This window comes from Caulobacter sp. GW821-FHT09H08 (assembly GCF_059415885.1).
This window is the reverse complement of the sequence record NZ_JBWKOC010000002.1, coordinates 140,030-154,713: the sequence shown is the minus strand read 5'-3', so window position 1 is coordinate 154,713 and position 14,684 is coordinate 140,030. Positions and strand designations below refer to the sequence as shown.

The window sequence follows — 14,684 nt, the reverse complement described above, 5'->3', positions numbered from 1 at the left end:
GGGAGGTCTCGATGAAGAGCAAGATCTACGACAGCGCGGCCGCGGCCCTGGAAGGCGTCGCCTTCGACGGCATGACGCTGATGTCCGGCGGCTTCGGCTTGTCGGGCAACCCCGAGACCCTGATCCCGGCCCTGAAAGACACGGGGGTCAAGGACCTGACCGTGATCAGCAACAACTGCGGCGCCGATGGCTTCGGCCTGTGGATGCTGCTCAACAACGGCCAGATCCGGAAGATGATCTCGTCCTATGTGGGCGAGAACAAGCTGTTCGAGCAGCTCTACCTGTCCGGCGAACTGGAGCTGGAGCTGAACCCGCAGGGCACCCTGGCCGAGCGCATTCGCTCGGGCGGCGCGGGCATTCCGGCCTTCTACACCAAGACCGGCGTCGGCACGGTCGTGGCCGAGGGCAAGCCGGTCGAGACCTTCGAGGGCGAGGACTATGTCCGCGAGACCTGGCTGCGCGCCGACCTCGCCATCATCAAGGCCTGGAAGGCCGATCCGGAGGGCAACCTGATGTTCCGGATGACCGCCCGCAACTTCAACCCGGTGATGGCCACGGCCGGTAAGGTCACGATTGTCGAGGTCGAGGAGATCGTCGAGGCTGGCGCACTGGACGCCAATGCGATCCACACGCCCGGCGTCTATGTCGACCGCATCATCAAGTCGACGATCAACGAAAAGCGCATCGAGAAGCTGACGACCCGTCCGCGTGAAGTGGAGACCGCATAATGGCCTGGACCCGCGAAGAGATGGCGGCCCGCGCCGCCCAGGAACTGCAGGACGGCTTCTATGTGAACCTCGGCATCGGCATTCCGACGCTGGTGGCCAACCATATTCCCGAAGGTGTCCACGTCACCTTGCAGAGCGAGAACGGCATGCTGGGCATGGGCCCCTTCCCCTATGAGGGCGAGGCCGATCCAGACCTGATCAACGCCGGCAAGCAGACGATCACCCAACTGCCGACGTCCAGCTTCTTCGACAGCGCCCAGAGCTTCGCGATGATCCGCGGCGGCCACATCGACCTGACGGTGCTGGGCGCCATGGAAGTGGCCGAGAACGGCGACATCGCCAACTGGACCATCCCCGGCAAGATGGTGAAGGGCATGGGCGGGGCCATGGACCTGGTCGCCGGCGTCAAGCGGGTGATCGTGGTCATGGATCACGCCAACAAGAAGGGCGAGAGCAAGGTCCTCAAGCGCTGCGCCCTGCCCCTGACCGGCGCCGGCTGCGTGGACATGGTGATCACCGACCTCTGCGTCTTCGACGTCGACAAGAAGGACGGCCTGACGCTGATCGAGCTTGCCCCAGGCGTCACCCTGGACGAGGTGCGCGCCAAGACCGAAGCTGACTTCGTCGCTGGAGCCTTCGCATGACCCACACCGCCTATATCTGTGACGGAATTCGCACCGCCTTCGGCCGCTATGGCGGCTCCCTGTCGAAGGTCCGCGCCGACGACCTGGCGGCCGTGCCGCTGAAGGCCCTGGCCGCGCGCAATCCGGGCCTCGACCTCTCGGCCATCGACGAAGTGGTGCTCGGCAGCGCCAACCAGGCCGGCGAGGACAACCGCAATGTCGCCCGCATGGCCCTGCTGCTGGCCGGCTATCCGGTCGAGGTCCCGGGCGTCACCGTGAACCGCCTCTGCGCCTCGGGCCTGGAAGCGATCGGCTACGCCGCCCGCGCCATCGCCTCGGGCCACAACGACCTCGTCATCGCCGGCGGCGTCGAGAGCATGAGCCGCGCGCCGTTCGTGATGCCCAAGGCCGACAGCGCCTTCGCGCGCGGCCCCGAGATCTTCGACACCACCATCGGCTGGCGCTTCGTCAACCCGGCGATGAAGAAGCTGTATGGCGTCGATTCCATGCCCGAGACGGCCGAGAACGTCGCCACCGACTACGGCGTCAACCGCGAGGACCAGGACGCCTTCGCCCTGCGCAGCCAGGCCCGCGCTTCGGCCGCTCAAGCCTCGGGATTCCTGGCCGGCGAGATCACCCCGGTCGAGATCCCCGGCAAGGCCGGCCCCACGATCGTCGATCGCGACGAGCACCCGCGCGAGACCACCATCGAGGCCCTGGCCAAGCTGAAGCCCGTCGTCCGCGAGGGCGGCACGGTCACGGCCGGCAACGCCTCGGGCGTCAATGACGGCGCGGTCGGCCTGATCATCGCCTCGGAAGAGGCCGTCAAGTGTCACGGCCTGACACCGCGCGCCCGCGTCGTCGGCTACGCCACCGCCGGCGTCGCGCCGCGCGTCATGGGCATCGGCCCGGTCCCGGCGGTCCGCAAGCTGCTGGCCAAGACCGGCCTCGCCATCGGCGACTTCGACACCGTCGAACTGAACGAGGCCTTCGCGGCCCAGGGCCTGGCGGTTCTGCGCCAGCTGGGCCTGCCCGACGACGGCGCGCACGTAAACCCGAACGGCGGCGCCATCGCCCTGGGCCACCCGCTTGGCGCCTCGGGCGCGCGCCTCGTCCTCACGGCCCTGCGCCAGCTCGAAGCCACCGGCGGCAAGCGCGGCCTGGCCACCCTCTGCATCGGCGTCGGCCAGGGCGCGGCCCTCGCCTTCGAGCGCGTCTAGGAGTTTCCATGAGCGAGATCCTCGCCTTCAAGCGGGAGGACGCGGGCCAGCCGCCGTCCCTGCACCCGCCCTATGCCGCCACCGTCGCCCGCTCGCCGCGCCAGCCGCTGGTGAAGCTGCCCCACGGCCTGACCGAGACCACCGGGCCGACCAACGCCTGGGATCGCCTGATGGGCGGCGCCCTGCTGGATCTCACCGCCCAGCACAAGGCCACGCCCATCGGCCAGCGCATCGTCGTCTCCGGCCGCGTGCTGGACGAGGACGGCCGCCCCGTCCCCAACACCGTGATGGAGATCTGGCAGGCCAACGCCGCCGGCCGCTACATCCACAAGAAGGACCAGTGGGACGCGCCGCACGACCCCAACTTCACGGGCGCGGGCCGAGTGATTACCGACGCCGAGGGCCGCTACCAGTTCGTCACGGTGCGGCCCGGCGCCTATCCGTGGGGCAACCACCACAACGCCTGGCGACCGGCCCACATCCACCTGTCCTTGCTGGGCCCGGCCTTCGCCACGCGCCTGATCACCCAGATGTATTTCCCGGACGATCCGCTGATCGAGATCGATCCGATCGCCAACGCCGTTCCCCTGCCCCAGCGCCAGCGGCTGGTCTCGCGTTTCGACATCGAGACGACCCGGCCGAACTGGGCCCTGGGCTATCTGTTCGACGTCGTGCTGCGCGGCCGCGACGCCACGCCGTTCGAGGATGATCATGACCACTAAGCAGGTGAACCCGGCGCCGCGCCTCGACAACCAGGACCCGGCCTTGTTCGGCCAAACGCCGTCGCAGACGGTCGGCCCGTTCTTCCACTACGGCCTGCCCTGGACCGGCGGCGCGGACCTCGTCGGCGACAGCGACATCGGCGCACGCCTGGAGCTGATGCCGGCCGAGCACTACGTGCTGGCCTCGCCCTCGCAGAAGGCCGGCGTGCGCGGCGACGTCATCACCCTGGAAGGCGCGGTGACCGACGCCGACGGCAAGCCGGTCAACGACGCTCTGATCGAGATCTGGCAAGCCGACGGCGACGGCCGCTACGCCGACGGCGCCGATGCGGACGGCTTCATCGGCTTCGGCCGCGCCCCCACCGGCGAGGACGGGGTCTACCGCTTCCGCACCGTGCGTCCGGGCCGCATCGACAACACCCACGCCCCGCACATCGCCGTCAGCGTCTTCGCGCGCGGCGTGCTCAAGCGCTTGGCCACGCGGGTCTATTTCGAGGGCGATCCGGCCAATGCCGCCGACCCGGTGCTGGCCCTGGTTCCCGCCGACCGCCGCGAGACCCTGGTCGCCCGCAAGACTGGTGAGGCCTGGCGCTTCGACATCGTCTTGCAGGGCGAGGCCGAAACAGTCTTCTTCGACGTCTGATTTTAACCCGGGAGTCGCCGCTTGCCGTCCCTGATCCGCGACCGCGCGACCTCCACGCCGCCCATGCTGGCCGTGTTCGGCGATGAAGCCCTGCTGCGCGCGGCCCTGACCTTCGAGGCCATGCTGGCCCGCGCGCAGGCCGAGGTCGGGCTGATCCCCGCCTCAGCGGCGGAGGCCATCGCGGCCGCTTGCGCCGAGCTTCCGGACATCGACGACCTCGCCGAGCAGGCCGCCCACGCCGGCACGCTGGCGATCCCTCTCGTCGCGATCATCCGGGAACGGATCGCCGATCCCGACATCGCCAAGCTGGTCCACAAGGGCGCCACCAGCCAGGACCTCGCCGACACCGCCCTGATGCTGCAGGCCAAGGCCGGCGCGGCGTTGGTGGTCGAGGAGGCCCTTCGCCTGGAGACCGCCCTCGCCGCCCTGGCCGAAGCCCACCAGGCCACGCCGATGCTGGGCCGCACCCTGCTGCAGGGCGCCCTGCCCATAACCTTCGGGCTGAAGGTCGCCGGCTGGCTGCAAGGCCTGGCCGGAGCCCGCGCCCGGTTCCTGCGCGAGACCGCCGCCATCCAGCTACAACTGGGCGGCGCGACGGGCTCGCTGGCCGGGCTGGACGGCCAGGCGCGTGAAGTCACCGAACGCCTGGCCGCGCTCCTGGACCTGCCCGCCGCCGACACCCCCTGGCATTCCCGCCGTGAGGGCCTGGCGGGCCTGGCGTCCAGCCTGGCCATCCTGACCGGCGCCGTCGGCAAGATCGCCGGCGACATCGCGCTCCTCGCGCAGGGCGAGGTGGCCGAGGCGCAAGAACCGCGCGTGCAAGGTCGCGGCGGCTCCTCGGCCATGGCCCACAAGCGCAACCCCACCAACTGCCAGGTCGCCCTGACCGCCGCCGCCCGCGCGCCGCACCTGGCCGCGACCATCGTCGCCGCCCTGCCCCAGCAGCACGAGCGCGGCCTGGGCGGCTGGCAGGCCGAGGCGCCGGTCCTGGCCGATCTGTTCCAGCTGACCCATGGCGCCCTGGCCGCCATGGCGCCCGTGATCGAAGGCCTGGAAGTCGACACCGACCGCATGGCCCAAAACCTTGCCGCAGCAGGCGTCGGCGCCGATATCGGCGAGTCCGAAACCCTGACGACCAAAGCTCTCAAGATCTGGGCCCTCGCCGCCTACCAAAAGGACCACTGATGCCCTTCGCGACCTCGCACGGCGCCCGCCTCTACTGGCGGCAGGATGGCGCGGCCGACAAGCCGGCGCTGCTGCTACTGACCTCGATCGGCACGGACCTGTCGCTGTACGACCCGGTCGTGCCGCTGCTGACGCCGGACTTCCTGGTGTTGCGCATGGACACGCGCGGCCACGGGGCCTCTGACGCGCCGGCCGGCGACTACAGCCTCAATCTCTTGGCCGACGACGTGTTGGCGGTGCTGGACGCAGCGGGCGTCGCCAAGGCCACGATCGCCGGCACCTCGCTAGGCGCGATGATCGCCATGGCCCTGGCCACGAAGGCTCCCGAACGGGTCGAGGCCTTGATCCTGGCCTGCACTTCGCCCGCCATGGACCCGACCGTCTGGAACGACCGCCTGGCGCTGATCCGCGCCGAGGGCCTGGGCGCCATCACCGAGGCGGTGATGGGCCGCTTCTTCTCCGACGACTTCCGCGCCCAGCACCCGGAGGTCGTCGAGACCGTCCGCGCCGGCATGCTGGCCCAGAACCCTGATGGCTATTGCGGCTGCGGCGCGGCCATCCGCGACATGGCGCTGCTGGAGGGCCTGCCCTCGATCACCGCCCCGACCCTGGTGATCACGGGCGCCCAGGACGCCGCGACACCCTACGAGGGTCACGCCGAGCGCATCGTCGCCGCTGTCCAGGACTCGCGCCATCTCCAGATCGGCGGCGCCCACTTGCCCAGTTTGGAAGCCCCGACCGCCCTGGCCGGCGCCATCCGCGAGTTCGTCGGCGAGGTGCTGCGCGGGACCACCGTGCGCGACGCCAAGGACACCCTGTTCGAAGCCGGCCTCACGACCCGCCGCAAGGTCCTGGGCGACGCCTGGGTCGACAAGTCCCTGGCCAAACGCACGCCGTTCACCGCCGACTACCAAGCGATGATCACCCGCTACGCCTGGAACGAGATCTGGGGTCGTCCGGGCCTGGATCACCGCACCCGCCGCCTGCTGGTGCTGGCCATCTGCGCCAGCCTGGCGCGCTGGGAGGAGTTCCGCCTGCACGTCCGCGCCGGGCTGGAGCAAGGCGGCTTCACCCAGGACGAGCTGAAGGAAACCCTGATGCAGCTGGCGATCTACGCCGGCGTCCCGGCCGCCAACACCGCCTTCACCGAGGCCGCCGAAGTGATGGCCGAGCTCGGCGTCTAGCCGCGCAGGATGCGGGCGAACTGGTCGGACTTCAGTGATGCGCCGCCGATCAGCAGTCCACCCACTTCCGGCGTCGCCAGGATCGCGGCGGCGTTGTCGGCCGTGACCGAGCCGCCGTACAGGATCAGCGGCCGCTCGCCACACGCCGCGTCCAGGGTCTCGCGAATGGCGCCGTGCATCTCCGCGATGTCGTCCTCGGTCGCCGCCTTCCCCGAGCCGATCGCCCACACGGGCTCGTAGGCCAGGGCCCAGGATCGACCGCGCAGGCGCTCGTCCAGCACAGCGCGGACCTGGCCGACGACAACCTCGATCGCCCGCCCGGCGGCGCGGTCTTCGGCCGCGTCGCCAACGCAGATGATCGGCTGCAGCCCCGCGTCCACTGCCGCACCGGCCTTCGCCCGCACGGACAGGTCGGTCTCGCCATGGGCCTGGCGACGTTCGGAGTGGCCCAGGATCACGTGACGAGCGCCGCTTCGCGCCAGCAGGCCGGCCGAGAGATCCCCCGTATAGGCCCCCGCTCCGGCGGTATGGCAGTCCTGGCCGCCGATCTCGACGCCCAGGGGCGCAAGCCGGCGATGAGCGTCGGCGAGCAAGGTGGCGGGCGGGCAGACGACGGCGCGATCCGTCCAGCCGCCGCCCGCGAGGGTCTCGGCCAGGGCGTCGATCAGCGCCGTGTCGCCGTTCATCTTCCAGTTTCCGACGATCAGCCGGGCGGTCGAGACGGTCATGGGTCTTGGATTTCAGACATGCGAAGGCCGGCCGCGGCTGTCGCCACGACCGGCCCTGGAAGCTTCGACTAGTAGGTGAAGGACATGCCAAAGCGGTACGAACGACCGTAGGCCTCGCCTTCGCGGAACCGGTTGCTGGTCCGGAAGAAGTAGTAGTCCTCGGCGTCATTGAGGTTGTTGGCCTCGGCGAAGATCTCGAACTGCTTGGTGACCTTGTAGGCGACCTTGGCGTCGAGGGTGCTGAGCTTGCCGAAGTAGCCGTCCGAGCGACCGGTGGCGTCGCTGACGTTCAGGCCGCCGTCGGTGTCCAGGTACGACGAGTGGTGGGTATAGGCCAGGCGACCCGAGAACCCGTACTTCTCGTAGTAGATCTGGGCGCTGGCGATCTTGTCGGCCTGCCCGATCAGCGGCGTCTTCACCGTGCGGCCCGGCACCTTCAGCTCGCCGTCCGTGAAGGTCATGTTGAAGTTGACCCCGAAGCCGTCAAGCGGCGACGGCAGGAAGGTGAACGGCTTCTGGAAGCTGAACTCCAGGCCCGTGACCTTGGCGCTGGTGCCGTTGGCGTACGAGTTGACGATGGCGTTGGTCAGGGTCACGCCGCCGAAGGTTCCGTTCTGGCCGGTGGCCGTCGAGTTGAAGATCGGGTTCTCGATGTCCTTGTGGAACAGGCCGATCGAGATGCCGCCTTCGCTGGGGAAGTAGTATTCCAGCGAGAAGTCGTAGTTGGTGGCCTTCTGCGGCTTCAGGATCGGATTGCCCATGCTGACGGTGTTGCTGGCCGTATCGACCGTGACCGTCGGCGCCAGGTCCACGAAGGGCGGGCGGCCGAGCGCCTTGGTGACCGCGGCGCGCGCCAGGACGTGCGACGAGAACTGGTACTTCAGGTTCAGGCTCGGGAACCAGTTGGTGTAGCTGTAGCTGCCGAACGAGTTGTAGGTGCTGTTCAGCGTCGTGGCGGCCGTGAAGGCGATGGCCTTGGTGTCGCCCTCGGTGCGTTCGACACGCACGCCCGGCAGGACCGTCAGGTCGCCCTTCTGAATAGCGGCCATCGCATAGGCGGCCGTGACCTTTTCGACGACCTTGTAGTCCGAGGTCACCGACTGGCTGATCTGGTCGCTGCCGCTGACCGTGAACAGGCTCTGGTTGCTGTCGACGTAGTCCTTGGCGCTCTTGAAGTTGATCGTCGGGCCGAAGCTGTACTTGCCGTCGTTGATAAGCGGGAAGTTGTCGGCCTGGAAGTTGGCGACGGTCATGGCCGCGGCGGCGCCGGTGGCGACGAAGGTCCGGCCAGTCTGATCCTGGAAGCGGTCCCGCTTCAGGTACTTGGCGCCGAACTTCACGTAGCTGCCCTCGCCCCAGTCGGACATCGGCAGCTTGTAGTCGACGCGCGCCTGGTTGAGCTTTTCGCCGGCCAGACGCGAGACGCGCTTGTAGTTGTTCAGGCGGTAGTTGGCCGCGTTCAGCGCCGCGGCGTTGGCCGTGAAGCTCTCGGGCATCTCGTCGCCGAGCTTGAAGCTGCCGCCCAGGCCGGTGGAGGCGGCGGCGCGGAACTCGACCTCGTCGCGGACCGGGTCCTTCTTGTTGGACTCCGCGTGGGTGGCTTGCAGCGTCAGCGTGCCCGGACCGACATTGAAGTCGCCGCCGACCGAGAAGGTGGTCGTGTCGGTGGTCTCGCTGCGCTGGCGGAACAGGCGACGGGCCGTGGTCGAGCCGACATTGATGTCGCCGCCGCTGGCCGTCAGGTTGGTGTAGCTGGCCGCCGTGGCCGGGAAGAAGAAGCGGAAACGGTTACGGCTCTCGTTGTCCGAGAACTCCGAATACATGACCCGTGCGTAGAGCTTGACGTCGTCGTTTGGACGCCAGTCGAAGTTGGCGACCGCGCCCTTGCGGGTGCGCCAGGCCGGATCATAGATGCGCTGGTCCATTTCGGCCGGCAGGTCGATACCGTTCACGACCTGGCGGCTGGTGGCCAGGATGTCTTCCGAATAGGACGGACGCTTGGAATAGTTCAGGGCCAGGACCAGGCCGAACTGGTTCTCGGGGCCGAACTTGCCGCCGACCGAGATGTCGCCTTCGTTGGCCTTGCGGTTGGTGTTCTCATAGACGCCGCGCACATAGCGGGCGCTGAGGATGTTCTTCTTACGGTCGAAGGCCGTCAGGGTGTTGATGTCGACCTGACCGGCGATGGCGTTGGCGTCCAGATCGGCCGTCAGCGACTTCACGACAGTGACCGAACCGATCAGGGCCGAGGGAATATCGTCGAGCTTGACGTTACGATCGGTCGGCTCCGGGGCCGAGGCGGTCTGGTTGTTGATCGTGACGTTGGCCAGGTTCGGCTCGATGCCACGGATGATCAGATAGCGGCCTTCGCCCTTGTCGGTGGCGACCGAAACACCCGTCAGACGACGGACGGATTCGGCGACGTTCTGGTCGGGCAGCTTGCCCACGTCGTTGGCCGAGACCACTTCGACGGCGCTGACGGCGTCGCGCTTCTTGAGCAGCGAGTCACGGTCGGAGGCGCGCTGGCCGGTGACGACCACTTCCTCGACGGTGACCGCTTGGCCGGACTGAGCGGCGGCCACGCCGGGCGCCACGATGCAGGACGTCAGCAGCAGAGCGCCAACGAGTTTGCCGGATGCGTTCATCATCCCTCCCCTTCCTCTTCGCGACTCCGCCACGGCGCCATTGGGCGCTCTGGGTCGCTGAACAGGACAATACGAACGAATTTTCTATTTTGCAAATAGAATAGAAAATTTCGTGCAAATTGTGATTGGAACGGGATTTCAGGCCACGGTCGACCTCCAGACAATGGCCGCGCGCAGTCCCCCGAGGTCCGAACGATCCATACGCAGCAAGGCCCCGGAGGCCTCGGCCAGGTCCCGGACGATGGCCAGGCCCAAGCCGTGGCCGGGTCCGGCTTCGTCGAGCCGCGCGCCCCGCGCCAGGGCGGCTTCGGCCCGCCCCTCGTCCATGCCGGGCCCGTCATCCTCGACGAACAGGGCCGGACCCTCCGCCATCGGAGCGCCGGAGATTCGCACCTGCCGGCGGCCGTAGCGGGCGGCGTTCTCGATCAGGGCGCCCAGCATCTCGGTGACGGCGTCCTCGGAGGCCGGGACCTTGAGGTCGTCTGGGATCTCGACATCGAACATCAGCCGCTCGCCCTCGGCGGTGCGTTCCAGCACGGCGACCAGGCGCTCGGCGACGGCCAGGGGCGCGGTCTCGGTGGCGAAGGCGGCTTCGCGAGCGGCGGCGGCGCGGGCGCGGGCCAGTTCGGCCTCCAGGGCCGCTCCGACGGCGGCGATGGCGGCGTCCAGGCCGTCGGCGGCCTCGGTCGCGCCGGCTTCGCGCGCCCGGCGGCTCTGGGCCGACAGGGCGGCCAGCGGAGTCTTCAGGCTATGGGCTAGGTCGCCGGCCCGGCGTCGGGCGCGGGCTAGGTCCCCTTCCCGCGCCTCGGCCAGGGCGTTGATCGCCTCGGCCAGCGGCGCGATCTCGCGCGGATGATCCTCGGACATCCGGACCGAGGGGCTCTTGCGCAGGCGGGCGAGGTCGTCGCGGACGCGGGCCAGGGGCGACAGACCCAGGGTCACCTGCAAGGCGGCGGCGGCCGACAGCACGACCCACAGGCCGGCCAGGAACAGCGCCAGGTCGCGGCCGAACTCCCGCCGCGCGGCCCGCAAGCCCTTCTCGTCGCTGGCCACCTGGATCAGCACGGCGGGCCCGCCGCGATCCGGGCGAACGGAGCGCTCGACCAGCAGGACCCGGTCGTCGAACGGCCCGGCGGCGATGCGCGAGGCCCAGTCGTCGGCCGGCGCGTCCAGGGGCGGCTTCAGCGCCTGGTCCCACAGCGACACCGACCGCTCGCTGCCTCCGTGGGTCGAGACCTGCCAGTAGAGGCCGCCGGCGGCCTTGGACAGGCGCGGATCAGGCAGGGTCGCCTCGACGACCGGGACGCCGCTCGGCTCCAGCCGCAGGCCGGCGATCAGCACCTGGCCCGCCCGGGTCAGTTCAGCTGTCTCGCGGCGGACGATATGGCGCTCGAACAGCCAGGTCATGGCCAGCCACGCGACAGCCAAGGCCGCCAGGATCGCCAGCATGCCGCCCGCGATCAATCGCCATCGCAGCGAGCCGCCCTTCACATGACCCCGCCAGCGAGCAGGTAGCCGAAGCCCCGCCGCGTCTCGATCACGTCCGAACCGACCTTGCGGCGCAGGCGGGTGACCAGGGCCTCGATGGCGTTGGCGTCGGCGGTGTCGGCGACGCCGTACAGCTGCTCGGCCAACTCGCCGGCCGAGACCGCGCGGCCGGGATTGTGCGCCAGGCAGTCCAGTAGGCGGAATTCCAACGGCGACAGCTTGACCGGAACCCCGTCCAAGGTGGCCGACATCCGGCGGGTGTCCAGCGCCAGGCGACCCGCCTCGATCACCGGCGAGACACGGCCGGCGGCGCGGCGGACCAGCCCCCTCGCCCGCGCCAGGAGCTCACCCATCTCGAAGGGCTTGGCCAGATAGTCGTCGGCGCCGGCCTCGATGCCCTCGACCTTTTCCGTCCAGTCGCCGCGCGCCGAAAGGATCAGCACCGGGAAGGCGCGATCATTGGCCCGCCAGCGGCGCAGCACCGACAGGCCATCCAGGCGCGGCAGGCCAAGATCCAGGATCACCACGGCATAGTCCTCGACCTCGCCCTTGAACGAGGCGTCCTCGCCATCGCGGGCGAGATCGACCACGAAGCCCGAGGCGCTCAGCGCCTTGGCCAGGTCCGGACCGACAACCGGATCATCCTCGACGACCAGGGCCCGCACTCAGTCGTCCTCGAGCTTCAGGGTCGCACCGGTCTTGGCGTCGAGCTCCAGTTCGCGGACGCGGCCATTCTTGCCCAGGATCTTCAGGTCGTACTTCAGGCGGCCCTTATCGCCCTGCTCGAGCTCGACCTCGATCACCTCGCCGGGCGCGCGTTCTGCGGCGATGGCCAGGATGCGGGTCAGCGGCAGGACCTCGTGGCGCAGCAGCGCCTGACGCGCGGCCTCGTGGCTCTGCTTCTTGTGGTCGCTCTTGTGGTCGCTGGCCGAGGCGACGCCGGCCGACAGCGCGGCGGTGGCCGCCACGGCGATCAGAGCGGTGCGGAAGTTGAAATGAGACTGGGTCATGGGCCTGACGATTCCACGGCCATCCTGACACGCCCCTGACGGGCCGCAACGCCCGGACGTCAGCAAGCTTGGGCCAGAAAGCTCGCGGGCGCCGACGGAGCGCCCATTGGGGAGCCTTCCATGACCGCACGTCGCCGCATCGTCCCGGCCTTGGCCGCCTTGGCCGCCGTCCTGCCCGGCGGCTTCGCCCTGGCCGCCCAGGAGGCGGTGACGCCCTACCCCGCGGCCTTCTTCGCGCCGGCCCAGCCCTATTCGGCCTTCGACATGATCGCGCGGCTGCCGGGCTTTTCCTTCGACGGCGGCGACAGCGACGTGCGCGGCTTCTCGGGCGCGGGCGGCAATGTGCTGATCGATGGCAAGCCGCCCGCCAGCAAGGCCGAGAGCCTGGAGGACATCCTCAAACGCATTCCGGCGCGGTCGGTGGAGCGGATCGAACTGCTCCGCCCCGGCGCCCCCGGCGTCGACCTGCAAGGCCGGCCGCTGGTGGCCAATGTCGTGCGGGTGCGCGAGGCCACGACGCGGGGCCGCCTGGAAGCTGGCTTCGACGTCCATCGCCGCACGACCGCGCCTAGCCTGTCGGCGGAGATTTCGCGCCGCTCGAGCGACCAGCTCACCGAACTCTCGGCCTCGCTCGGCCGCGAGGTCGACGACGACAAGGGCGCCGGCCCGCGCCTCCGGGTCTCGCCGACCGGCGCCCTACTCCGCGACGCCACCTATCGCGAGGACCAGGCCCACCGCGTCGCCGAAGCCACCGCCGGCCATGAGCGTGACCTGGCCGGCGGCCGCCTACGCCTGGACGCCTCTGTGAAGTCCGAGCGCACCCGCGCCGACATCCTGGAGGTCGCTCGTTTCCCCGCCCCCACCACCGAGGTCGTGGTCGAGCGCGAGCGGGTGCTGGAACGCGAGGTCGGCGGGCACTACGACCACGCGCTGGGCCCGCAATGGACGCTGGAGACCCTGGCCCTGCATCGCGCCGAGCGCATCCGCGCCGGGGACCAGGCGGTCGAGGGCGCGGACCTAAGCGCCACGCGCCTGGCGTCCGACGGTCGCGAGTCCATCGCCCGCGCCCTCGTTCGCCGCCAGGGCGGATCGACGACCCTGGAACTGGGCGGCGAAGCCGCGCTGAACAGCCTCAACAGCCACAGCGGCCTTTCCGAGAACGGCGCCGAAATCGCCCTGCCCGCCGCCAATGTCCGGGTCGAGGAGCGCCGCGCCGAGGGCTTCGCGACACTGACCTGGCGGACCACCGATCGCCTGACCCTGGAGGCCGGGGCGCGCCTGGAGACCTCGACCCTGACCCAGAGCGGCGACAGCGCGCTCAGAAAGTCGTTCCTCTATCCCAAGCCCCGCCTGCTGGTCGCCTGGGCCGCCGATCCGCGCGACCAGTTGCGACTGTCGCTGGAGCGCCGCGTCGGCCAGCTGGACTTCGCCGATTTCGTCAGCTCGACCTCCCTGACCTCGAACACGGTGACGGCGGGCAATCCGGACCTGGAACCGGACAAGGCTTGGAGGCTGACGGCGACTTGGGAACGGCGACTGCCCGGCGACGGCGCGATCGTGCTGACGGCGCGCCATGACGCCATTTCCGACGCCGTGGATCGCGTGCCCGTGGTCGGCCCCGGCTACGCCTTCGACGCGCCGGGCAATATCGGCGACGGCCGCCGGACCGAGATCGAGCTGAACGCCACCCTGCCGCTGGACGCCTTGCAGGTGCGCGGCGGCCTGCTGAAGGCCACGGTGATCGCCCGCCGCAGCCGGGTGACGGATCCGGCCACCGGCGCGTCCCGCCCGATCTCGGACGAGCCGCCGCTGGAGGGCGCGATCCACTTCACCCAGGACCTGCCGGCCCATCGCCTACGCTGGGGGATCGACGCCACGATCGCCGAAAACAAGCCGGAATACCGCTTCGACGAGGTGCGCCACGACAGGACGGCGGCGCGCTATGCGGTGTTCGCCGAGCTGCATCCGGCCCCGGCCTGGAGCCTGCGCCTGCACGCCGACAACCTGACCGACGGCAAGGTCGTCCGGCGTCGCGAGCAGTATGCGGGGCCGCGTGGAACTTCGGGCCTGAAGCGGATCGAGACGCGTGAGATGACGCACGGGGCGTTCGCGGGCCTGACCTTGCGCCGGAGTTTTGGAGGCTGAAGGGAGTCAGCGGAGCCGCCCCCGCCCTTCGACAAGCTCAGGGTGAGGACGACTTTCGACGCCGATCCAGTAGAAAACCTCACCCTGAGCCTGATGCCCCTAGGCCGCGATCCGGCTGGCGCCGCCCATGGCGCGCCAGCGTTCGCGCTTGGCCAGGGCTCGCTCCAAGGTGATGCGTTTGATCGGCAAACCCTTGCGCAACTTGACCCAGGTGGTCTCGCTGATGCCGAACACGTCGAACAGGTAGCGGTCGGTGATCGCCGGCAGGCTCATGCGCAGGTCGGCGAACTCCTCGGGCGTGACGGTGACGAGATCGAGCATGGGCGTGGCGTCCTTCGGCGCGCGCGAGATCAGCGGCGCGCC

The 14,684-nt window shown here is 69.6% G+C and carries 14 protein-coding genes; 8 read left to right on the top strand and 6 right to left on the bottom strand.

Features of this window, described 5'->3' with window-relative positions:
• The first annotated feature begins 11 nt into the window (after positions 1-11).
• From AC07NN_RS06035 to pcaDC, 7 genes are read left to right on the top strand one after another with little or no spacing between them, the layout of a single operon-like run.
• Positions 12-728 carry a CoA transferase subunit A gene (locus tag AC07NN_RS06035; protein ID WP_494638510.1) on the top strand — a complete coding sequence of 239 codons (717 nt, stop codon included), beginning with the start codon at positions 12-14 and terminating at the stop codon, positions 726-728.
• Complete coding sequence (locus AC07NN_RS06030) at positions 728-1,372, top strand: CoA transferase subunit B (RefSeq protein ID WP_494638508.1); 645 nt, start codon at positions 728-730, stop codon at positions 1,370-1,372. The genes AC07NN_RS06035 and AC07NN_RS06030 overlap by 1 nt, the downstream gene beginning before the upstream one ends.
• A complete protein-coding gene (pcaF, locus tag AC07NN_RS06025; RefSeq protein WP_494638506.1) occupies positions 1,369-2,571 on the top strand; it encodes a 3-oxoadipyl-CoA thiolase in 1,203 nt (400 codons plus the stop codon). The genes AC07NN_RS06030 and pcaF overlap by 4 nt, the downstream gene beginning before the upstream one ends.
• 8 nt (positions 2,572-2,579) lie before the next feature.
• Positions 2,580-3,293, top strand: coding sequence for a protocatechuate 3,4-dioxygenase subunit beta (gene pcaH / locus AC07NN_RS06020; RefSeq protein WP_494638504.1), 714 nt, complete (start codon positions 2,580-2,582; stop codon positions 3,291-3,293).
• Positions 3,283-3,936 carry a protocatechuate 3,4-dioxygenase subunit alpha gene (gene pcaG, locus AC07NN_RS06015; protein ID WP_494638502.1) on the top strand — a complete coding sequence of 218 codons (654 nt, stop codon included), beginning with the start codon at positions 3,283-3,285 and terminating at the stop codon, positions 3,934-3,936. The genes pcaH and pcaG overlap by 11 nt, the downstream gene beginning before the upstream one ends.
• A 21-nt stretch (positions 3,937-3,957) precedes the next feature.
• Complete coding sequence (gene pcaB, locus AC07NN_RS06010; protein WP_494638500.1) at positions 3,958-5,121, top strand: 3-carboxy-cis,cis-muconate cycloisomerase; 1,164 nt, start codon at positions 3,958-3,960, stop codon at positions 5,119-5,121.
• Complete coding sequence (gene pcaDC / locus AC07NN_RS06005) at positions 5,121-6,305, top strand: bifunctional 3-oxoadipate enol-lactonase/4-carboxymuconolactone decarboxylase PcaDC (protein ID WP_494638498.1); 1,185 nt, start codon at positions 5,121-5,123, stop codon at positions 6,303-6,305. The genes pcaB and pcaDC overlap by 1 nt, the downstream gene beginning before the upstream one ends.
• Here the strand turns inward: pcaDC and tpiA are convergent.
• The 5 genes from tpiA to AC07NN_RS05980 form a co-directional block, all read right to left on the bottom strand.
• Complete coding sequence (gene tpiA / locus AC07NN_RS06000) at positions 6,302-7,033, bottom strand: triose-phosphate isomerase (protein WP_494638495.1); 732 nt, start codon at positions 7,031-7,033, stop codon at positions 6,302-6,304. The two genes, pcaDC and tpiA, sit on opposite strands and share 4 nt — an antisense overlap.
• Positions 7,034-7,101: 68 nt before the next feature.
• A complete protein-coding gene (locus tag AC07NN_RS05995) occupies positions 7,102-9,681 on the bottom strand; it encodes a TonB-dependent receptor (RefSeq protein WP_494638493.1) in 2,580 nt (859 codons plus the stop codon).
• A 135-nt stretch (positions 9,682-9,816) separates the two neighbouring features.
• Positions 9,817-11,169, bottom strand: coding sequence for a sensor histidine kinase (locus AC07NN_RS05990; protein WP_494638491.1), 1,353 nt, complete (start codon positions 11,167-11,169; stop codon positions 9,817-9,819).
• Positions 11,166-11,831 (bottom strand): response regulator transcription factor, encoded by a 666-nt coding sequence (locus AC07NN_RS05985; protein WP_494638489.1) that lies wholly within the window; start codon positions 11,829-11,831, stop codon positions 11,166-11,168. The genes AC07NN_RS05990 and AC07NN_RS05985 overlap by 4 nt, the downstream gene beginning before the upstream one ends.
• Positions 11,832-12,176 (bottom strand): PepSY domain-containing protein, encoded by a 345-nt coding sequence (locus AC07NN_RS05980; protein ID WP_494638487.1) that lies wholly within the window; start codon positions 12,174-12,176, stop codon positions 11,832-11,834.
• A 120-nt stretch (positions 12,177-12,296) separates the two neighbouring features.
• On the opposite strand from AC07NN_RS05980, the gene AC07NN_RS05975 reads away from it, so the two are divergent.
• On the top strand, positions 12,297-14,321 hold the full coding sequence (locus AC07NN_RS05975; protein ID WP_494638485.1) for a TonB-dependent receptor plug domain-containing protein: 2,025 nt from the start codon (positions 12,297-12,299) through the stop codon (positions 14,319-14,321).
• A 99-nt stretch (positions 14,322-14,420) separates the two neighbouring features.
• On the opposite strand, the gene AC07NN_RS05970 is transcribed toward AC07NN_RS05975, so the two are convergent.
• On the bottom strand, positions 14,421-14,642 hold the full coding sequence (locus AC07NN_RS05970) for a hypothetical protein (RefSeq protein WP_494638483.1): 222 nt from the start codon (positions 14,640-14,642) through the stop codon (positions 14,421-14,423).
• Positions 14,643-14,684: the final 42 nt, after the last annotated feature.

Coding starts and splice junctions, on each gene's coding strand:
- AC07NN_RS06035 (WP_494638510.1), top strand. CDS start 12: ATGAAGAGCAAGATCTACGACAGCGCGGCCGCGGCCCTGGAAGGCGTC.
- AC07NN_RS06030 (WP_494638508.1), top strand. CDS start 728: ATGGCCTGGACCCGCGAAGAGATGGCGGCCCGCGCCGCCCAGGAACTG.
- pcaF (WP_494638506.1), top strand. CDS start 1,369: ATGACCCACACCGCCTATATCTGTGACGGAATTCGCACCGCCTTCGGC.
- pcaH (WP_494638504.1), top strand. CDS start 2,580: ATGAGCGAGATCCTCGCCTTCAAGCGGGAGGACGCGGGCCAGCCGCCG.
- pcaG (WP_494638502.1), top strand. CDS start 3,283: ATGACCACTAAGCAGGTGAACCCGGCGCCGCGCCTCGACAACCAGGAC.
- pcaDC (WP_494638498.1), top strand. CDS start 5,121: ATGCCCTTCGCGACCTCGCACGGCGCCCGCCTCTACTGGCGGCAGGAT.
- tpiA (WP_494638495.1), bottom strand. CDS start 7,033: ATGACCGTCTCGACCGCCCGGCTGATCGTCGGAAACTGGAAGATGAAC.
- AC07NN_RS05995 (WP_494638493.1), bottom strand. CDS start 9,681: ATGATGAACGCATCCGGCAAACTCGTTGGCGCTCTGCTGCTGACGTCC.
- AC07NN_RS05980 (WP_494638487.1), bottom strand. CDS start 12,176: ATGACCCAGTCTCATTTCAACTTCCGCACCGCTCTGATCGCCGTGGCG.
- AC07NN_RS05975 (WP_494638485.1), top strand. CDS start 12,297: ATGACCGCACGTCGCCGCATCGTCCCGGCCTTGGCCGCCTTGGCCGCC.
- AC07NN_RS05970 (WP_494638483.1), bottom strand. CDS start 14,642: ATGCTCGATCTCGTCACCGTCACGCCCGAGGAGTTCGCCGACCTGCGC.